The organism is Deinococcus marmoris DSM 12784 (assembly GCF_000701405.1).
GTDB classification, from domain to species: Bacteria; Deinococcota; Deinococci; order Deinococcales; family Deinococcaceae; genus Deinococcus; species Deinococcus marmoris.
This window is the reverse complement of the sequence record NZ_JNIV01000032.1, coordinates 1-19,504: the sequence shown is the minus strand read 5'-3', so window position 1 is coordinate 19,504 and position 19,504 is coordinate 1. Positions and strand designations below refer to the sequence as shown.

19 protein-coding genes are annotated in these 19,504 nt (G+C 67.3%); 10 read left to right on the top strand and 9 right to left on the bottom strand.

What is annotated here, in order from left to right; translation table 11 throughout:
* Window positions 1-103: 103 nt before the first annotated feature.
* Window positions 104-724 carry a hypothetical protein gene (locus Q319_RS0109525; protein ID WP_029482116.1) on the bottom strand — a complete coding sequence of 207 codons (621 nt, stop codon included), beginning with the start codon at window positions 722-724 and terminating at the stop codon, window positions 104-106.
* 164 nt (window positions 725-888) lie between these two features.
* Between Q319_RS0109525 and Q319_RS0109520 the strand changes: the two genes are divergently transcribed.
* Window positions 889-1,206: a hypothetical protein gene (locus tag Q319_RS0109520; protein ID WP_029482114.1), complete on the top strand. Its 318-nt coding sequence runs from the start codon at window positions 889-891 to the stop codon at window positions 1,204-1,206.
* Window positions 1,207-1,553: 347 nt separating this feature from the next.
* Here Q319_RS0109520 and Q319_RS26975 read toward each other — a convergent pair whose 3' ends face one another.
* Window positions 1,554-1,709, bottom strand: coding sequence for a hypothetical protein (locus tag Q319_RS26975; protein ID WP_156039256.1), 156 nt, complete (start codon window positions 1,707-1,709; stop codon window positions 1,554-1,556).
* Between the two features lie 622 nt (window positions 1,710-2,331).
* Between Q319_RS26975 and Q319_RS26970 the strand changes: the two genes are divergently transcribed.
* Window positions 2,332-2,916, top strand: a complete 585-nt coding sequence (locus Q319_RS26970; RefSeq protein WP_029482112.1) for a hypothetical protein — start codon at window positions 2,332-2,334, stop codon at window positions 2,914-2,916.
* Between the two features lie 307 nt (window positions 2,917-3,223).
* Here Q319_RS26970 and Q319_RS0109500 read toward each other — a convergent pair whose 3' ends face one another.
* Both Q319_RS0109500 and Q319_RS0109495 read right to left on the bottom strand, forming a co-directional pair.
* Window positions 3,224-4,405, bottom strand: coding sequence for a hypothetical protein (locus Q319_RS0109500; RefSeq protein WP_156039255.1), 1,182 nt, complete (start codon window positions 4,403-4,405; stop codon window positions 3,224-3,226).
* Between the two features lie 663 nt (window positions 4,406-5,068).
* Window positions 5,069-5,851 carry a hypothetical protein gene (locus Q319_RS0109495; RefSeq protein WP_029482110.1) on the bottom strand — a complete coding sequence of 261 codons (783 nt, stop codon included), beginning with the start codon at window positions 5,849-5,851 and terminating at the stop codon, window positions 5,069-5,071.
* 139 nt (window positions 5,852-5,990) lie between these two features.
* On the opposite strand from Q319_RS0109495, the gene Q319_RS26165 reads away from it, so the two are divergent.
* The 5 genes from Q319_RS26165 to Q319_RS0109465 all read left to right on the top strand — a co-directional run bounded on the left by Q319_RS26165 (window position 5,991) and on the right by Q319_RS0109465 (window position 12,365).
* The gene (locus Q319_RS26165) at window positions 5,991-6,224 is read left to right on the top strand and encodes a DUF1963 domain-containing protein (RefSeq protein WP_081845969.1); all 234 of its coding nucleotides are present in this window, start codon (window positions 5,991-5,993) and stop codon (window positions 6,222-6,224) included.
* Between the two features lie 227 nt (window positions 6,225-6,451).
* Entirely contained in the window at window positions 6,452-9,745 is a 3,294-nt protein-coding gene (locus tag Q319_RS24380) for an ATP-binding protein (protein ID WP_245619082.1), read from the top strand.
* Window positions 9,742-10,173 (top strand): response regulator, encoded by a 432-nt coding sequence (locus Q319_RS0109480; RefSeq protein ID WP_051655246.1) that lies wholly within the window; start codon window positions 9,742-9,744, stop codon window positions 10,171-10,173. The genes Q319_RS24380 and Q319_RS0109480 overlap by 4 nt, the downstream gene beginning before the upstream one ends.
* Window positions 10,174-10,516: 343 nt before the next feature.
* Window positions 10,517-11,656 carry a Fic family protein gene (locus Q319_RS0109470; RefSeq protein WP_029482107.1) on the top strand — a complete coding sequence of 380 codons (1,140 nt, stop codon included), beginning with the start codon at window positions 10,517-10,519 and terminating at the stop codon, window positions 11,654-11,656.
* A 337-nt stretch (window positions 11,657-11,993) separates the two neighbouring features.
* Window positions 11,994-12,365 (top strand): hypothetical protein, encoded by a 372-nt coding sequence (locus Q319_RS0109465; protein WP_029482106.1) that lies wholly within the window; start codon window positions 11,994-11,996, stop codon window positions 12,363-12,365.
* A gap of 237 nt (window positions 12,366-12,602) precedes the next feature.
* On the opposite strand, the gene Q319_RS0109460 is transcribed toward Q319_RS0109465, so the two are convergent.
* The 5 genes from Q319_RS0109460 to Q319_RS0109440 all read right to left on the bottom strand — a co-directional run bounded on the left by Q319_RS0109460 (window position 12,603) and on the right by Q319_RS0109440 (window position 15,561).
* Window positions 12,603-13,091, bottom strand: coding sequence for a hypothetical protein (locus Q319_RS0109460; protein ID WP_029482105.1), 489 nt, complete (start codon window positions 13,089-13,091; stop codon window positions 12,603-12,605).
* Between the two features lie 84 nt (window positions 13,092-13,175).
* Window positions 13,176-13,907 carry a TerD family protein gene (locus Q319_RS0109455; protein ID WP_029482104.1) on the bottom strand — a complete coding sequence of 244 codons (732 nt, stop codon included), beginning with the start codon at window positions 13,905-13,907 and terminating at the stop codon, window positions 13,176-13,178.
* 16 nt (window positions 13,908-13,923) lie between these two features.
* On the bottom strand, window positions 13,924-14,265 hold the full coding sequence (locus Q319_RS0109450) for a hypothetical protein (protein ID WP_029482103.1): 342 nt from the start codon (window positions 14,263-14,265) through the stop codon (window positions 13,924-13,926).
* 509 nt (window positions 14,266-14,774) lie between these two features.
* On the bottom strand, window positions 14,775-15,218 hold the full coding sequence (locus Q319_RS0109445; protein ID WP_029482102.1) for a DUF2716 domain-containing protein: 444 nt from the start codon (window positions 15,216-15,218) through the stop codon (window positions 14,775-14,777).
* A gap of 7 nt (window positions 15,219-15,225) precedes the next feature.
* Window positions 15,226-15,561 (bottom strand): hypothetical protein, encoded by a 336-nt coding sequence (locus tag Q319_RS0109440; protein ID WP_029482101.1) that lies wholly within the window; start codon window positions 15,559-15,561, stop codon window positions 15,226-15,228.
* A 261-nt stretch (window positions 15,562-15,822) separates the two neighbouring features.
* Between Q319_RS0109440 and Q319_RS0109435 the strand changes: the two genes are divergently transcribed.
* The 3 genes from Q319_RS0109435 to Q319_RS24370 all read left to right on the top strand — a co-directional run.
* A complete protein-coding gene (locus Q319_RS0109435; RefSeq protein ID WP_029482100.1) occupies window positions 15,823-16,473 on the top strand; it encodes a hypothetical protein in 651 nt (216 codons plus the stop codon).
* Entirely contained in the window at window positions 16,470-18,773 is a 2,304-nt protein-coding gene (locus tag Q319_RS25475) for an ATP-binding protein (protein WP_081845968.1), read from the top strand. The genes Q319_RS0109435 and Q319_RS25475 overlap by 4 nt, the downstream gene beginning before the upstream one ends.
* 351 nt (window positions 18,774-19,124) lie before the next feature.
* Window positions 19,125-19,504 (top strand): hypothetical protein (locus Q319_RS24370; RefSeq protein WP_029484489.1); only part of this gene is annotated, 380 nt, incomplete at its 3' end.

Genomic DNA, 19,504 nt, shown 5'->3' with positions numbered 1-19,504 from the left:
GGTTAATTCGGAGATTTTCGTCCATCGAATCTGTTTCCACTGTGTCACGCTCCATTTGAAAGGGCTCGGCCCTTGATTGGGTTGTCATTCAGGCTGGTGGGCGTCAGGATTCGAACCGCTCACGGCGTGCGCCCTCGCTGGCCAGCCAGTGCAGGGCACCAGGCCGACCATCGCAGTTCAAAAACGAGTGGAGATACCGCAGCGCCCGGGGTCCTTGGGTCCACCCGGTCAGCGCGATGATCCAGCCTCTGCGGTCTACCTGGCGGAAAGGGCGATCCAGGTCCCCCTCCAGGTTGTGTCGCCGGGCACGGGCCAGCGCTGCGGGGGCCAGATCCCACACCCGGTCATTTTCCAGAAGCTGGACGATCTCGGCCGGGGGGCGGAAAAGGCGGATCCAGGGGTTAAGCACCTGGCAGGCCCAGGGCAGGTGCGGTGATCCGGGCATCAGGGCACCAAGGGCCTGACTCATGCTCGGCAGATTGGTGGGATCAAAGGGCTTGTCTTTGACCCGGACCTGCCGCCCCTCGGTGTCGATGTCCTCTATCACCGTCTGCGGAAGCAAATCGAGCAGCGCATGGATGGCCAGCAACTGCTCATGGGGGGGGACGGGACGGCCCCAGGTGATGCGTCTTAACGCCACGGCGCCAGGATTTCCAGAGATGATCAGCGCGTTCAGCTGGTCATTTAAAGGGCTGGGCTGAGGGGTGAGGGGCAGGTTGGTCAAAATCAAATTCCTCCAATGGGGGCTGTCTTCCCCAGGGTCATGTTTTAAAGCAATTGGCCTGACTTTGAACCCCCGCACCGACGTGTTGTATCCCGGTGCACATTTTCCGAGGCGTTGATGGCGAGGCGGTGGGGTGGGGCAGACCTGTGACGGGGGTGGGGTGAATGATCGTTACGCCTGAGGGTGCCCGGGGCGCTTTTCTGGGCATGGTGCTCGCTGGAGCGCCGCTGCACCCGGACGCGGTCAGACTGGGCTTGCGACTGACGGACGAGCAACTGGCCGGCGCACTCGCGCTTGCGGCTGAATGGACCGGGCGCTGTGCGGGTGAGCGCTTTTCCATCCGGCAGCGCGGTCCCGGGACGCAGCGCCATGCAGGCTTTGACGGGCCTGGACCTGATGCTTCCTCTGACGGGCTGTACTTCGACTTGGACGCTGTTTCGACGGCTGTCATCGTGACCGCGTTGGTGGCCGAGATGGAATAGGAAAGCGGCGCCCGCCGCAGGCGGGGGCCTGGGCTTTTGTGAGAGCACGACGTGAGAGGCCACGGGGAACCCTTTCCCACGGCTGAGGGCCTGCGGTGCGGGAACCTTCAGAGCTCGATCACCGTCTCGACGTTCGTGGCGGCCTTGCGCGCCTCCGGAGTGACTGAGAACAGTCCGCTGCGGTCGCCGCACAGCAGCCGGCGCGCCTCGTCCATTGCCGGAATGCCGCTCCGGCGCATGTAGTCCAGCGGTGTCTGGCTGCTGAACGGGGGGCGGGCGTTCGGCCGCTTGAACCAGTCCGCCGCAGTGCTGGCGTCGTAGAGGAGGTGCTGCTTGCCGGCTGCCGATCAATTCCCGACGTCACCCAGGTCCCCGTTCCCAGCGGCCCCACCGTCTTTCACGGCACCTACATCGGCACCCTCACCGAAGCCCTCGAGATCATCGCCGCCGCCCCCAGCCTGGACGGCCAGCACCTCTACGCCGCCGCCCGCACCTCCGAGCACACCACCCTGCTGGACCTGGACCCGGCCACCGGACGCGAGCTGCGCCGCGTGAACGTGCCCGTAGGCGAGCCCCGGGATCTCGCAGTGCGGGCAGACGGGGCGCTGATCCTGGCTGGGTGGAAAGGGAGCGCCACGCTGGACCCCGGCACCTTCGACGTCCTGACCCGCCTGCCCTGCGCCGAGCGCGTCAGCGCAGATGGCGGGCGGCTGCTCTCGCTGGAGTTGGTACGCGGTGTAAGCCGGGTCCGCACCCGCGACGTCAGCACGATTCCGACGATCGCGCTGACGTCGCCCTTTGAGCCGGGAGTGGAGAACGTGAGTCGCGACCTGGAATGGGCCGCCATCGAGAACGGGAACGCCGTGATCAACCTCTCGACCGGGGCACGGATCGACACGTCCTCCGGCCACCTGGGCCCATGCCCGACGCCATCCACTTCAAGCCTGGGGGTGGTCGCCCTGGCCGCCTCCGCTGACGGGTTCGTACTGGGGCGTGAAGACCACACCCTGGAATGGCGCAACCTGGACGGCAGCCTGCGGGCCGCGCGCTGGCTGGGCAGTCGTGCGACTCGCTCAGCGCGCCCAACTGGGTGCTCACCCTGCAGGGCACACAGGTGGGCTACCAGTGGGCCACCAGCACGCCAGGCGAGGTGGCCATCGGGCGCTGGGTCCCCGGCAGGGAGCCGCGGTCATCGCGCGGACCACCAAGACCAGCGGGCTGCCCTTTCGCGGTACTTTCGCCCTGGGCACGCCCGAGGCTTACCTGCAATTGATCGCAAGTCCTGCCGAGGGGGTGCGGCTGGGCGGGCGCTGGGAGCAGGCATATGCGCCGCCGCGCTTCCCGGTGACGGCCCAGGTGACGGCGAGCTACGACGGCGAGACGAAATACGCCATCCGGGGCACAGCAAACACCCTGGGCCTGACCTACGCGGTGCAGGGCACCGGCCGCAACTCAGGGGGGGCGGGGAGCATCGTGTTCACCCAGGCGATCTGCGGCATCCCTCCGTTCGCCGGAACCTGCCCCAGCACGGCGTGGGAGGCGAATCTGCTCCAGGGGGGGCAGCAGGTGGGCCGGTTCTTCGGCTTCGATCAGGACCCCAACCGCACTGGACCGGGGCGGGCGATGCAGGAGGGCCAGTTGCTGGTGTCGCTGGACGGGGAGTACCGCAGCTTTGGCTTCCGGCTCACGCCCGGTGCTGGGCCCCAGTAATGACGGACTCCGATTGAAAGGTTGACGCGTGAACCTGAAATCCGGGCGAAGCGAGCAGGAGAAGGTGCAGATTTTGTGGTGGGGAGCCGCCTTGCGGTGCTCTCCCGATTGTTGCGTATTCCGTCTACCCGCTCTGTGTAAAGGTGGCGAACTTCGCCGCCTTTGAGCGCGCTGCGGACAGCACCCTGAGTGGACTGTGCTGATCTGCGCCGCGCGACGGGGGCCAGACGATGGGGCGCTTCTGATCGCTCAGGTTCTCTCCCGCCGGCCTTTGGGCACGGGGGGGGAGGTGTGGGCAGGGTCAGCGTCAGTGGGCCCAGGGGACCGCCAGGTCTCCGGCCTCTTCAGCTGTCAGCTTCTCCTCGAAGTGCGCCCTGGTGCGCCGGCGCCAGCCATGCAGGTCCGGCAGGCCCTCCTCAAAGTACTCGATGCCGCCCCAATCGTCCTCGACTGGGGCTCCAGGTCGGGGCTGCGGCAGATCCAGGGCGTCCACGGCCACCGGCACCTGTTGGGGCTGACCGGCAGGGCGGCGCGCGCCGACTTTGCCGCTGCGCTCCGCCTCGTGCATTTCCGCAAGGTCAAGCCAGTTCCCGGTCTCCTGCATCCACTCGAAATAGGCTTCCGGGTCGAGCGCGAGGAGCGCCGCCATGGCCGCCTGCAGGCCCAGCCACGCCGCGGCGGTGTCGCGCAGACAGGCGCGCAGGCGCAGGTCGCTCACCGCCTCGCGCAGCGCGCCGGCAGCCCCCTGGTGCTCATCAATGTCCAGGCCGAACGCTGGGCGCCACTGCGCGGCCAGCCGCCAGGCCAGTGCCGTGTGGCCCCGACTGTGCTCTGCCGTGCCGCCGGGGGTCAACTGCACCAGGCTCCCGTCGTAGCGCGCCTGGCCGCTCGCGGCGCCGCAGCGCGTGATCTGCGCGTGTCCCCGCAGCAGCAGCCCGGCCGCGTTCACGCGCGCGTCACGCACGCAGCGGTCGACCGTTTTCTCGCTGCAGCCGCCCATCTGGGCGAGCACGCCGCGGGTGATCATGAACGCGCTGGGGGCCTGACCGGGCGCGCGGCCAGTGATCAGCGCCCCCACCAGGGCCACGGCAGTCAGCAGCTCACGGGACGTCGCCGGCAGCTCACCCTGCTGAGCGGCCCACGAGCGCGCCTGGGTGACCAGATCGGCCAGCCCGCGCAGAGTCGCGGGCCCCGCAGGATCCTCAGGCGGGCCACCGACCTCGTGCCACCCGCCACTCAGCTCGTCGTACGCCAGGTTGGGGGTCCACCCGAGGGCCTGCCGCTCCGCCGCCTGGGCGCGCTGACGGGCGTGGCCGATGGCGTTCAGGAGTGACACCGCCACCTGGTTCAGCAGCGGGGACTGCTGCTGGAACGGCCGGTTGCGGTCCACACCACGGGCCACGGCGGCCCGGGCGATGGTGCGGACGTTCGGTGACGTGGACGCTTTCCGGGCAGAACGAGAGGGAGGAGAGAGCGGCATGACGGACATTCTGGCCCCCTGGGCTCCGGCCCACATCCCCATCAGAACGCCCTGGTTGCCAAGCGCTCTCATGCACGCGCCGGTGTGGGGCGCGAGGGCTGACCAGAGGCGTGACAGACGCGGTCCGCAGACTGTCCAGACTTCTCCAGGTACACCTTTGTGCCTTCGGCAGCAGCCTCTTCTTCTAGTTTGGACATGCCTTGCGCTGCCTCAGGGACGGCCTTTTGCGGAAAACGGCCTCCCGTGGCCGTGGGGTGCCAGGCCCCGCCCTGCCCAGTGGGCTTGCCCAGCATGGTGTGAGTCCGGTTCCGGGAGAATTCCCCTTCCGAACTTCGGCGTCTGATCAAGGCGATGCCTGTTGAGGTTGGAGAAGAGATCAGCCGCTCCATCGCCAGCCATTTCGCGGAACTGCGACAACCCGGGACCTGCGCGGGGCGAGGTTCGCCTGTTCTGGAAGGTGGTGTTCGCAGGGGACGGCCCCTGATTCATGGGCTGCAGACGTTCCCGCAGCGGGGTAAAGCTCCGCCCGGGTGACTGGAGACCGGGGCGATAGGCTCTCTGCCGCGATCAGCGCTGCTCCGGTCAGCCGGAACTCCACACTGCCGCTGTTCTTCGGCAACACGCCGCCCCACTGTTCTCTTCCCGCTGAACCCATCACACTGCAGCAACGCTTCAGGCGTCCTGCTGATGACACAATTGACGGATGGCGGCGGCCAAATGTGGATGCACGTTCGAATGGGCCTCCAACCACGCCAGGATGCACCGTGCCGAAGCCTGATTGCTCCCGTAGCCCTGCATCATCCCTGGCAAAAGGGGGGCCACGCCAGGAAAGCGCAACTCAAAGCGCCGCTCTGGCATGAAGAGATCGGCACCGCTCTGTTCGGCACCGTCCTGTTCGGCACCTCGCAGCGCGGCCAGCGCCAATATCTGGTCAACGGCGTAGCCTTGAATGAAGCGGGTGGCCGTCAGCCGTTCTCCCCGCGCTTCCCGGTGCAGGCCCACCAGGAGATGGGTCAGCGCCTCGTTGGTGTGCCAGTCCCGTGAGGGCGCTGGGCGCGTGGCCTGAACACTGGAGGCCGCCGCCAGGTCGGGAACATCCTCTCTTTTCCAGACCACCCGTCCAGTGGTGTAGGAAATGTGCGGCAGCTCACCGAGTTCGAAGACGGCGTACTCGGCGAAGATTCCGTCCTCGAACAGGAGTTTGCACCCATCCGGCGTGTTGCGGAAGCTGAAGGCCACGGGATGCACCTGTTCGAGCCAGTCCAGGGCGCCGAGATACCTGAGCTTGGCTCCCGGCGCGACAATGACGAAAAAGTCCAGATCGGAGTGCTGGTCAAGGCGGTGGGTGTCCAGGCCAACAGAACCGAGCGCCAGCAGCGCAAGAGCGTCCCCACGCTCCCGCAGTGCAGCGGCCAGCGCATCGAGGCGAGCGAGCAGTTGAACAGGGCTGGGCATCAGGGAATTCACTGTACTGCGGGTGATCACCGCATGGGTGGTTGTGCCAGGCCGCAGGAAGCTGAGGTGTGGAAACGAAAAGCCGCTGAGCCGCCACTCTGGTGAACCCTGTAAAATCAGGGCAATCTGAAGCTGTCATCTGACTCCACCACACGTTCAAAGTTCAGAGTGCGGGCACAGGCTGGGTGGCTCTCCGAACTTCACGCAGGTGGACCCCCGTGAGGTCGAGGGTACGCACGTCCAGTTGCTGCATCTGTCCAGCGACGACGACCTGGAGCTGATGTGGGGAGAGGTGGGCACCGCGCACTTCCTCATTCAAGGGCTGGAGCCCGCGCTGGACACGGGCTGTGCTGACAGGCTGGAGTTGGAGTGACACTGATGGCAACGGCACCACTCAGGCCGAAGCATGGGGCAGTTGTGTCCCACACTTCGGCCTTCTCTCTGCGCTTGCAGGCCCCAACACGCTGGCGTCGGCAGGTCCACGGCGGTCTGACGTTGGGGCCTCAGCCGCCAGGCGGCTTGCAAGCCACATCTCAGGCTTAAGCAGGCCCCTGCCTTGACGAACGGGTCCAGTGAATTCAGGTCAGGATGTGAGCTATTTTGCATTCTACGTCGTGCTGGACGGTCATTCCTGGCGGGCGCTATGCTGCGCGGATGCCCGATCACATCGGGGCGCCCGCCGCGCCTTCCTCCCTGGCCGAGCGCCTCCAGGACGTCACTGAAGCCCTCGCTGCAGCGGCCACCTCCGCGCAGGTCTTCGACGTCGTCCTCCGGCCTGCCCTGGAGGCGGTGGACGCGGTTGCCGGCGCAGTCCTGCTGGTAGGCGCTGCGGGCGACCGCCTTGAGATCGCGGCCACGCATGGGCACGCAGGCGGCGCGCAGACCATCTGGCAAGGTGGCCCGCTGGACAACCGCGTGCCGGCTGGGGACGCCCTGAAACAGCAGGCCGCGCTGTTCTTCGAGGACGAGGGCAGCCTGACGGCGGCCTATCCCGGGCTCGATGGGCGGCTCGGTGCCGCCGCTCCGGTGGCGAGCGCCGTGCTGCCGATGGTGCTGGCGGGGCAGGCCCTGGGCGTCATCGTGCTGGACTTCCTTGAGCCGCATCACTTCGCCGCGGAAGAGAAGCGCTTCCTGAGCATCCTGAGCACGCAGTGCGCCCTGGCCCTGGGCCGTGGGCGCCACGCGGCCGCCCTGCAAGGTCAGGTGGCCGCGCACACCCTGGAGCTCGAGCAGGCCCGCGCGCGCGCTGAAGTCCTGGCCACTCTGGGTGACGCGTTGCAGGGCGCTCGCTCGCTGGAGGATGTGGCGGCCCTGGCCCTTGAGCCCCTGGCACAGGGGCTGGGCTTGAGCGGCGCCATGGTTGCGCAACTGGCGCGCGGGAGCCTGGAGGCGGCGGCCATGTGGGGAGAAGTCTTCGCGGCGGCGGATTTGCAGGCCGGGGGCGTCCCGCTGGTGCAGGTGCCCGTGCTGGCCAGGGTTGCCCGCACGGATAAGGGCGAGTACCACGCGGATGACCGTGAGACCTGGGGCGCGCCCACCCCCACCCGTCTGCCCATGCGGGCGTTTGCCGTGGAGCCCATTCACACGCCGGGAGACAGCGTGGCCGGATTCCTGTGTGTCTGGCGCTCCTCAGCAGATGCGCCCTGGCGAGAAGGCGACCGCGACCTGCTGCGCCGCGCGGCGGGCACCCTCGGTCAGGCCCTGGAGCGCGTCCAGCATGCCGCGCAACTCCAGGCCTACACCCAGCAGATCGAGGAGCAGCGCGCGGCGCTCGACGCCTTCGTCGCGTACAAGACCGCGGTGGGCAGCGAGAGCGACGTGCTGGCCCTGGCGCGCCAGGCGGTGCAGGTGGTGCGGGCCAGCCTTCCGAACGTGAGCGCCGCGTACTACGAACTCGACGGTGAGTTGTGGAAGGCGCGGGTGTGGTCTGACGATGTGCTGCCCGAGGTGGCTGCAGAAATTCAGGCGGGCGTGCCCAGAGGCGCCCCCGATTTCAAGGAGGCGGCACACACGCGCGCAGCGGTGTTTGTCGACGGGTGGGAGGCGGAAGTCAACGGTCTGCCCAGCACGGTGGCGTACGGCGCGGTCGCTCTGTTGCCGCTGGTCGTGAACGGCCAGACGCGCAGTCTCCTCGCCGTGGGTACACGCGACGCCCATGCGTGGCAGGAGCGTGAGAAGGCGCTGATTGGGGCGGTGGTGCGCGGCCTTGAGCTGACGCTGGACCGCACGGAGATCACCCGGCGCCTCCAGGAACAGAACGCGGAACTCGACGCGCGCACCCGGGCGCTGGAGGGCTTTGCGGACCTCACCCGCGACCTGAGCGTGGAGGTGGACGAACCGGTGCTGGTGGGGCGCGCCCAGGAGGTGGTGATGTCGCTGCTGACCCCGGGTTACGCGCTGTACTACGAACGTCATGGCGGGTTGTGGCGCAACATTGTGCAGACCGGGGCGCTGGGCCGCAAGCCCGGTGAAGGCGACGCTTTGCAGGCGGTGATCGACGCGGGCTTTCCGTACGACGGGCCGCAGAGCCTGGTCGTGCCCTGGGCAACCCGGCAGCCCTTTTACCAGGACACCTACGTGCGGGGCAGCGACACCGACGCGGCCATCGTGCAGCACGTGAACACCGTGGCCACCCTGCCGGTCTTCGTCAACGGGGAGACCGTGGGCATCATCTGCTTCGTGCTGTTTGATTCGCGCACCTGGACCGGGACGGATAAGGCCGTGATGGTCACGGTGGTGCGCAGTCTGGGTCTGGCCCTGGAGCGTGCACGTGGTGTGGCGGAACTGACCCGGGTGTCGCGCTTCAACGAACTGGTGCTCAGCAGCATCGGCGAGGGGCTGACCACCGTGGACCGTGAGGGCCGCAGCGTGCTGGCGAATCCCGCGGCGCTGAAGATGCTGGGCTACGCGCCTGAAGAATTTCTGGGCCGCCGGCAGCACGCCCTGATTCACCACTCGTACCCGGACGGTTCGCCGCTGCCGATTGACGCCTGCGGGATCTCTGCGGCGTTTACCAGAGGAGAGGTACACCACGCCAACGATGAGGTGTTCTGGCGCGCTGACGGCAGCTCTTTCCCGGTGGAGTACACCAGCACGCCCATCCTGAACGGGGCAGGGGAGACCGGAGGCTCGGTGCTGGTGTTCCGGGACGTCACCGAACGCCAGCGGGCCGAGGAGACCCTCAAACGGGCCAACGAGGAACTTCGCCGCTCCAATGCCGAACTCGAGCAGTTCGCGTACGTCGCCAGCCACGACCTGCAAGAACCCCTGCGGACGGTGACGAGCTTCTCGCAGCTGCTGGCCAGCCGGTATGCCGGGCAGCTCGACGACAAGGGTCAGTTGTACATCCGGCTGATGGGCGAGGGCACGGCCCGGATGGGTCAGTTGCTGCACGACCTGCTCGCGTTCTCGCGGGTGGCCAGCGGCGAGGTGGTGCCGGAGCGGGTGAACATGGGCGCGGTCCTGGCCCACGTCCAGCAGGACCTGGACGCGCAGGTGGGGCAGGCCGGTGGACAGGTGGTCGTGGGCAAGTTGCCCGACGTGCGGGGCAACGCCTCACAGCTGCGTCAGCTGTTCCAGAACCTGATTGGCAACGCCCTCAAGTTCGCCCACGCCGACCGGCCGCCTGAAGTGCGCGTCGACGCCACGCGCGACGGGAACTGGGTGCGCTTCAGCGTGCAGGACAACGGCATCGGGGTCGAGCCGGAATACTACGAGCGTATCTTCACGATCTTCCAGCGGCTGCACACCCGCGAGCAGTACCAGGGAAGCGGCATTGGTCTGTCGATTGCGCGCAAGATCGTGGAGCGGCATGGGGGCCAGCTGTGGCTGGAGAGCACGCCGGGCACCGGCACCACCTTCTCTTGCACCCTCCCGGCGGTGCGGGGCGCATGAGCGGCGACCGGGCCACGGGGCCTGACCGTCATCTGGTGCCCCCGGAAGATCCCTGGGTGATGCGCGTGCTGCTGGTCGAGGATCATGTGGTGGACGCCCTGTTGTTCTCAGAGTTGCTGGAGGTCGAGGGCCTGGCGTGGGAGGTGGTCCACGTGCAGACCTTTGCGGCCGCCGCCTCATGCTGGGAGGGCGGCGGATTCGGTGTCCTGCTGCTGGACCTGTCGCTTCCCGACGGCTCTGGACTGGACCTGATGAGACGCGGGCTGGCGCTGGCCGCAGCAGCGGTCCCGGTGGTCGTGCTGAGCGGGCGTGATGACGCGGCGGTGGCCGCGCAGGCCGTAGAGCTGGGCGTGCGCGCCTACGTGGTGAAGGGGTCACGCGCAGTGCAGGACCTGCGGGCGGTTCTGGAGGGGCAGCGGGGCCTGTGACAGCGGACAGGCCCCATGGTCTGCAGGCTGGGCGATGCCCGAACCGGTCAGGCGTCGGCGCTTGCGCGCGGCCGCTTTCAGGTCTTCAGGCCAAAGGGAGGATTTGTTTTGCAAGGGTGGTGCCCAGCCCGCAGCAGGGGGGTCTGAGCGCGGGCCACCGGTTCGCTGAGGCGGTCGCCCGGGACATGTGCGAGATCGGCCAGATGCCCAAGGCCGGTCAGATGGCTTTCCAGGCCACGCGGCGCTTCTCGCAGCCGCACGGGCGGGCGAAATCCTGAGACATGAGGCGATTTCCCGCACTTTGCGACTCAGGGTTGATTCGCAAATCGGCTAGAATCGAATCATGACGTTCGCCTCGCCCCAGTACGCGCACGAGACGCCGGCGTGGCCGGAGTTCCACTGGGACCACACGGCATTTGGGAAGGCCCTCGCCGACGTGCACTTCCGCCGCGGCGCACTCGTCACCGCCATGGGCGATCTCGGCTTCGCCACCCAGCAGGAGACTGTGCTGGAGGCGCTCGTGCAGGACGTGACGCAGAGCAGTGAGATCGAAGGGAAGCATCTGGACGCGCAACAGGTGCGGTCATCGATCGCCACGCGGCTCGGCCTGGACACGGCGGGGCTCCCGGTGCCGGACCGGCACGTGGAAGGCGTTGTCGACATGATCCTGGACGCCACCCAGCGCTTCGAGGCGCCGCTGACCGCCGATCGGCTTTTCGGCTGGCACGCGGCCCTGTTCCCCACGGGCCGCAGCGGCCTGCACCGCATCATCGTTGGGGCGTGGCGTGATGACCGGCAGGGGCCCATGATGGTCCTCAGCGGCGCTCCGGACCGCCCTGATCGGCAGGTGGTCCATTTTGTGGCACCAGCCGCTGACCGGGTGCCCGCCGAGATGGCGCGCTTCCTGGCCTGGTTCGAAAGTGCGGACCTCGATCCCGTTCTGAAGGCGGCCACCGCACATCTATGGTTCCTGACCATTCACCCGTTCGACGACGGCAACGGCCGCATGGCCCGCGCCATCGCGGATCTGGCGCTTGCCCGCGCAGACGGGAGCAGGCAGCGCTATTACTCCATGTCGGCGCGCATCCGGCTGGAGCGCCAGAGCTATTACCGGGTCCTGGAGGAGACGCAGAAAGGCGGCATGGACGTGACCGGGTGGATCAGCTGGTTTCTGGAGTGCCTTCACGCCGCACTCGACACCACTGAACATCTGATCGCTCAGGTGCGCTTCAAGCGGGCGTACTGGCATGCCCACGGGGGGCAAGACCTCAACGCACGGCAGCGCAAGATGCTGAATGCACTGCTCGACGGCTTTGACAGCAAGCTGCGCTCGAGCAAATATGCGGCGTTCACGGGGTGCTCTCAGCCCACCGCTGTTCGTGATCTGGGCGATCTTGTGGAGAAGAAGTTGCTGCGGGTCATGGACGGCACCGGCGGGCGCGGGACCGCGTATGAACTCGTGCTGCCCGCCGCCCACCCTTGACCGGAGACGCCGCCGCAGTTCCTGCTCACACTCCTGGCACGATCCGGGCATGAAGGCGGGCAGCCCGTGGGCGCAGGCGCGCCGGAAATGGTCATCGGTCTCTCGTGCAAGGTGATTGGCGGGCGGGCGGGGATGTCGACAGTTCCATCGCTCGCCGCCTCGCTGGGCTGCTTTGACGTGAGGCCCTGCACAGGGGTGGGCTTCGCCCAGGCAGAACGTGCAGAGCGGGGTTCGCCTGTTCTGGAGGGTGATGTCTGTCGGGGCCCTCCCCTGGTTCATGAGTCGCGCACGTTCTGATGGGGGGTAAGGGTTCGCCTGTGGGCAGTAACGTCTGGCCATGAATTCCCCTCCCCCCGAGATTTCGCGCCTGATTGAGGCGATGCCTGTAGAGATTGTGGCCCTGGTCTTGGCCGGGCACGTCACCCAGCCCTGCACCATGCACCTGACGGCCCGCACCCTCCAGGCGGCCCCCGATTTGCAGCCCCGCCTGCTGGCCCACATCAGCGACGGCCCCTCTGAACTGGCAACACAGATGGGGTTGGACGAGCCGTTGTCCTGGGCCCTGTGGGGCCTGTGGTACGACATTCAGCACGAACCGGTGTCTGCCCGGGTGACTCAGCTGGATCGCCAGTTGCAACTGGACGTGTTCCTGACGGCCGGTTACCCACATCTACGGGAGACCTACGAGCGCGAACACGGCCTGGTCTGAGCCGCATCTCCTTACTTTCCAACCGCCGCTGGCATGCTGCTGCAGGGCCGCAGCACTCTTACGCTGCTCTGAGGCTCGCGGGCCACTCTCAGGACGCCGAGGCAGCATGGATGGTGGTCCGCATCCTGAGGTGGTCCGCTGGATCCGGAGGGGACTGGCGCCGACCAGCGATTCAGCACGAAACAAACGAAAGGCCGCGTCTCTATCGGGGAGACGCGGCCTGAAGGCGGTGTGGACTCAGGTGGCCGCGAGCGCTTCTCTGGCCAGGCGGCTGGCCACGGCGCCGTCGTACTGGCCGGCGTGGTTGGTCTTGAGCACGTTCATGACCGCCCCGATGTTCGTGGCCCCGGCGTCGATGGCCCCGCGAATGACGCCTGCCAGGTCAGGCTCGCTCATCAGCGCCGCCGATTTCTCGGCGTCCTGCTGCGCCTTGATGGCCGTCACCTCGCCGTGCAGCGCCTGGAGGATGCCCAGTTCCCGGGTGGCCATCTCGGTGTTGCGGCCCAGCTTGGTGAGGTCCTGCACCTCTTTTTCGAGGGATGTGCGCTGCGCGCCTGTGACGCCAGCGATCAGGTCAAGGTGAGCCATTCCAGGCTTGTTCTTGGCCTGGGTCTCGGCGTCGCCCAGCACCCGGCTGAGCACGGCTGCTGTTGCGGCGGCCTGCGGGTCGGTGCGCGCGGCCTTGCGGGCTTCGAGGTGGCGGGCTTTCAGGGTGGTCAGGTCCATGGTGGGGCTCCTTTGTGGGGCGGTGGATCTTGAATCAAAGGACCAGAAGATGGCTCTCCCGGTCCGGGTCTGAGCGGCGCGTCTTTAGAGGGCGTCGAGCAACCCGCGCAGGCCGTGGACCGCCACTCCGGCTGGCTGGGTGACGCCGGGCTGGAAGCAGATGACGGTGTCGCCTGGGCTGAGCGCACGCTGCGGCTGGTCGGTAATCAGCAGTGTGGGGCCTGCGGGCACGTCGGCCACCTCGTCCATCTCCATCATGCGCCCCTCGGCGGCGTCGATCAGGCCCAGCTGCACGCGGCGGGCAAAGTCCTCGCGGCCCTCGGCGGCCTGACGTTTCCAGCTCTGCGCGCCGCAGCGTACAGTCTCGGCGCGGGCCAGGTGAGGCGCGGTCAGCAGAGTCAGCGGCATGCCGCTGCCGGCCTGGGCGATGCTCAGGGCCAGGCTCTGCATCGCGTCGCGCTCGATGACCTGGTAGCCGCCGCGGTCGCCGGCCAGTTCCAGGAAGATGACCTGTTCCTGGCCCGGCTCGCGCAGGTCGATGGCCAGCAGCGTACACGAGGTCTGCTCGCCGCGCAGGTCGAACTTGAGGCGCACGGTTGACAGGTCCATCTCGCGCGCCCCTTTGGCGGTGTCCGCGCGGCTCATCAGCCCGCACGACGCGCGTTCCATCCCCAAGAACGGCACCGAGGTGAACGAGTACACCGAGGCTATGATCAGCGTGGCGCCGCTCTTCCGCAGCTGCTCAAGGTCCAGATCGATGTACTCGGTGGCACCGACCGGCAGCGGCGCGCTGCGCAGGTCGCCGGAATGCACCATGCCGGGGGCCCGCAGGCTACTGAAGGTGCACTGGCCGATCTGCTCGCCTGCAGCGTTGTACGAGACGGCCGACAGGTCCAGGTCCGATGGAGCCGGCGCGGTCCTTCTGGGCCCAGTGCATGAACAGGCGGGCGGTGGTTGTGGCCTCCGTGCCCTGGGGCGTCAGGGGCAGCATGCTGCCGGGGGCCAGCCCTTCCAGGCCTCCGGACGCCGCCCGCGCCGAGGCCGCGACACGCACGCCCACCACCTGCGGGTCCAGTTCCAGCAAGCCCAGTTCGGGCGCCGCCGCGCCGCGGCGCAGCAGCTCGTCTTCCAGGAGGTTTTGCACCTGCCCAATTAGCTCCGGGTGCAGCGTCATGCGGGTGTCGCCCAGCGCGCGTGGTCGCCTTGCCGCGCGAGCGGAACGAACGCGTGTTGTCGGGCATGAACCGGCTGGCCACGTGGGCGTGCAGGCCCGCCACCATGACACTGGTCAGGCGCGGCGCTGATGAGGGTCGTCAGGGTGACGGGTGCTTTCGCGGTGCCCCGGCTTTCCTCGCGCAGCAGGTGGTCGAGGCTGCGTCCCAGACAACGGTTGTTGAGTCCTGTGTCACCGGAACCGCGCGTGCTGGCGCAGGTGGACGAAGGCGGCTAACAGCAGCGCATCGTAAAGCGGCTGAGCGACCCGCCGACGACGCTGGCGTGGCTGGAGGAGCGGGCCATGCAGCGCAGCAGCTGAGGTTGCACAAAGACACGCCCTGGTGGAGCGAAAGTTCTCGGTCCTCCCCGATCAGGGGCCGTCTACGGCTCCGGCGGGCGCCGTCCGTTGACCCGAATCACACGCCCCAAGAGGCGCGGCCTGGCGCATGCCACAGCATCCATCAAGGACTAGCCGAACACACAAAGGCTCCATTCCCAGGGATGGCCCAGCGTCCCCCACCGCCAATCGTCGGCCAGCGTGATGCCATAGTCCCCATTCGGCAGCACGAACCCGTCCCATGGATCTCGGTATCCCAGGGCATCTGGCGCAGGCTCTTCCAGCAGATGGGGGTTATACCGGCAGCAGGTGTGGTGCGGGTCCAGCCCATACACCCACTCATCCGGCCGCGCACAGGCACGGATATGCCCCTTCATCAACGCGAGAAACTCTTCACTGGCGGCGGCGTCCCATTCGGTGGAGAGGGCGCAGGTGACGGAGGGCACGGGTTCACGAAAGCTGGGCCAGTCCCGGGATGACGTGCTGGGATTGAAGTCGAACGTCAACCTGAAGTCGCTCCACACCTGCGAGTCCTCCGGCTCTTTAATTTCCCACCATACGGGTTGGTCTGGCATTTCTACCTCACCTTGCTGGCGTGTTCGCGAATCGTCGGGCCAGCAGATGCTGGCTTTTCCGGGCCAAGGCGGTGTGCTGGGACGACGCGGCGCGCTCCAGCAGCGTTCCTGGGCAGTCGGGCTGTGAAATCAGCTCGAACAGCATGGCGCGCCCCATGGCCTGATCAGGATCCGAAGTGCCCAGATCCCACAGGCAGTCAAATTGCGTTGAGGTCAGGATGCTGTTTGTCCAGAGGAACTGCGCGAACGCTGACCACCGGTAGTGCTCCAGATTGAAGTCGATTCCTTCTGCCCACCGGGCGCAGAGCTCACACAGCACCAAGTGCGTGAGGTCGTGCAACATGCCCCACGCCACCTGGACGAACAGGCGTGCCCGCCCCAGGTGGGCGTTGAGGCCTTCCAGAGGGCCACGAAAGGTGGTGCACGGTCCGAGGCGGGGCAGGCTCCGATTTTGACTGCCAGAGGCTGCCAAGAACGACTTCGAAGTGTTGGGCGAGAACTCCGGGTAGAGCAGAAGGGCAGTGTGACCCGGCGAGACTGCCTCCGTCCGGGGGCTTGACGCCCGTTCATCTACCCCCCAAGCTCATGGGGAGCTTTGGCCTTGATGACCGATTTCGTCGCATGGGCCCCCCTGACTGTCTTTACGGCGATGGTCTGGCTGGTCACGGCCCTGGTCGCCGTCATCACCCTGCTGGTCGCGCTGTGGCGACCATCGTATCCCGGCTGGCGTACCTGGACCGTCGGCCACAGCAGTCTGGTTCTGGGCTTCATGGTCTCGGCCGCCCGCACCGAAGGGTCCCTGCAGGTGTCAGTCCTGCTCGGCAACGGTCTGGTGATGGCTGGAGCGGCGCTTTACCTGAATGCCTTTCAGCGCTTCTGTGGGGAGGCGCCAGGTCGCCGTGAGGTGAACCTGACGACCGCGGCCGGGCTGGCGGTACTGCTTGCCCTATGGTTTCTGACCACTATCAGAGATGACATATTGTTGCGTCACGTCCACGCATCATGCCGCAGCCCAGCCGTGCCCGTGCCACATGATGCGCTCGTGGAAGCACGGTCAGAGACAAGCGTGTGGCGGCGAGTTCCGCCGCCCCATGCCCGGAGCATGACCACTGATGTGCGGGAGCGGCCCCGGAGTCAGCCCGTGGGAGCACGGCCGCGCCCGCTGCAGCAGTTCTCGACGTCGGCACCGGCTTCCCAGTCGCCCGGTCCAGTCCAGCCACAACAGCCCGCCACCGGGGTCTACACTGATCTATGAACCACCGGCCGGGGTCACCGCCGGGTGCGCTCGCCCCGCTGTATGGCCGCGAGCATGACCTGCGCCAATTGCTCAAATTGCTCCAGGATGGGGTACGCCTGCTCACGCTGCGCGGCCCCGGTGGGATGGGCAAGACCGCTCTGGTCCTGCATCTGGCCCATGCAATCGAGCGAGCAGGCGAGTCGCCTCAGCTTGACCACGTCCAGTTCATTGACCTCAGCGCCGTGCGCGAACCGAAAGGGGTGCTGGGCTTGATCGCCGCCGCCTTGCCGGAGCATGGACTCCGAGGCGCACCAGAACGGCAAATTCAGGACTTCGCGGCCCGCCGCCGCACCCTGCTGATCCTGGACAACTTCGAGCAACTTCTCCCTGCTGCCCCAGACCTGGCTGACCTCCTGGCCCGCACGGACACGCTGCAGCTGGTGGTGACCAGCCGGGCGGCGCTGCGACTGCATGACGAGGTGGAGTACCCAGTCGAGCCACTGGGGCTGCCCCAGCGCGTCCGCGACGCCGCTTCGAGCGCGGCGGTGCAGTTGTTTGTCGCCCGCGTCCACGCCCTGACCCCTTCATTCACGCTGAACGAAGCCAATGCCGCCCAGATCACGCGGCTGTGCGGGCTGCTCGAGGGAGTCCCCCTTGCGCTGGAACTGGCGGCCATGCGGACCCGCAGCTACGCGCTGGGGGACCTGCTGACCCGGCTGGAACATCCGCTGGAGGTGCTCAAGGCGGACTTCCGGGATCGGCCCGAACGCCTGCGGTCCCTGCGGGCGACGGTGGAATGGAGCTACGAGCTGCTGGACGAGATGGACCGGGCAGTGTTCGAATGCTGCGCTGTGTTCAGCGGCCCATTTACCCCGCAGGCGCTGGCTGCGGTGTGGGGGGACGACACGGTGCTGGAGCGGGCCGAAGCGCTGCTGGAGCAGAGCCTGCTCCAGCGGCTGGACACGCCGAGCACCCTGTGGAAGATGCTCCAACCTTTGCGGGAACTGGCCGTTGAACGCCTGAACGGCCACCCGCAAGAGGCCATCTGGCGAGAGCGACACGCCTGGCACTTCCTGGAGATGGTAGAGGGACATCGGCACCGCGTGGAGTTGGACGGACTGAACAGCTTGAAAGCGGACCTGGCGCACTACCCCAACATCCGGGCCGGGATGATCTGGACTGTAGAACAGCGCCACTCGGATCTGGCCTACCGTTATCTCGGTGCCATAGGTGTCATGTGGTCGGCCCTGGGCATCGATCTGCAGGAGGCGCCCCTGGTGGACGGGGTCCTGGCCCTACCCCCGCCCAAGGACCGCCGCACACTGCTTCAGGCGTTGAAAATCAGCGCGAACACCCTGAACTATATGGGGCGACTTCAGGCCCGTGAAGCACAGTTGCTTGAAATCGTGGCGCTGTGCCGCGAACTGGGCGACGTGGAAGGAGCGGCCGGGCAGACCCTCAACCTGGCAGACGTGATGAGGGAAACGGGGCGGCCTGAGCAGGCATGGACGGTCAGACAGCAGCTGATCCGCGAGGTGCACGAATGGCTGGGTGACCGGCCTGCGACCCGTGAGCAGCAGAGGTTGCAGGGATTTGCCCACCTCTGTGCGTCCACGGATCTGCTGGAGCTGGGCCAACACACGCAGGCCCTGAAGTATGCCCGGCTGGCCTGCGGGTACTTCCAGGACATGGGCGGCAGGGTGGAATACCGGACCGCCAGGACGACGGTGGGGCTCGTGCTGGTGTCCGTGCACCAGTTGCCTGAAGCCCGCACGCTGTTGCTGGCGTGCCTGGACGAAGCCGTGGGCGACGGCCTCCGGGGCATGGTCAAGCATGTCCTGCGCTGGGGCCTCGTCTTCGTGGCGGCCGAGCAGCACGAGTGGACAACGCTGGTGCAGTTCACCGCCTTCGTCAATGATCCTGTCGGGGAGCGTTCTCAGGGCGTGCTGGACCGCCGACTGCACCAGGACCTGGCCCTTGCCCGCAAGGCGCTGGGCGAGGCTGCCTACGGCCAGGCCTGGACGACGGGCCTTCACCTGCAGATAGAAGACGTGGTGAAACTGGCCGGGGGGCTGGCCCTGACACCAGCGCCGCGTCCAGACCTAACGCCCCGCGAACTGGAGGTGCTGGCCCTGGTGGCGCAGGGCCACCCGGACCGGAAAGTTGCGCGGCTGCTGAACATCAGCTCCGGCACCGCCAGCAAACATGTGGCGAACCTGCTGGGCAAGCTGGGCCTGCACAACCGCGTGGAACTGACCCGCTGGGCCATGGAGCATGGACTGGCCGAAGGCGATGAATCCACGCCACCCACCTTGTGAGGAGCACGGGCTGACCTCAGGGCTGAACATGCCAGCGCCAAAGCACAGAGAGAGCTGCTCCAGCCAGATGTCTGCTGGCTTTTTCCTTGCGACATCCCGCTTCCGAATGGGGGGGGGTCTACATCATTCTGCCAGGGTCACCTGCCCGCGCCGTACTTACTTCTCCCGATGTGTTTTGAACTGGAAACGCGCACCCTGGGGACATCAGCCCAGCGCTGAGATCAGGCAGGAGCCGGGCACCCGGCTCCCCAGGTCTGCGGCATCGTTCACCCGTCTCTCTTCACGCCGTCCCTGGTTCCGTCTGGAACGAGAGGCGCGGCGGCAGGTCTGCCCTGCACAGGAGAACGCATCATGCCTACAGTCCACCCGTTGGCCCGCCGCCTGTCCGTCGCGCTACTCACCCTGGGGCTGCTGGGCGCACCCGGGGCGCTGGGGAGACAGGCTGCCCCCGCTGAGACCCTCGGTAACCAGTTGACCGCCATGTCCGCAACGGGGCTGAAGCTCGCCGAGTGCGAGCAGCGCATGCAGGCCCTGGGGACCATGCTGAGCCAGGCAGGGTACGTCTCCAGGCGTTCGCACCTGGGCGCGGACGCCGTCATGACTGGGGTGTGGTACCACCCGCAGCGCCAGACCACCGTCGTGGCGTTCTCGGGATGGCAGGCGGCGGACAACGCGTTCTCGGCAGCGGAGATGGACGGCCAGGTGCGCTGGAACGAACTCCTGGCCACGCC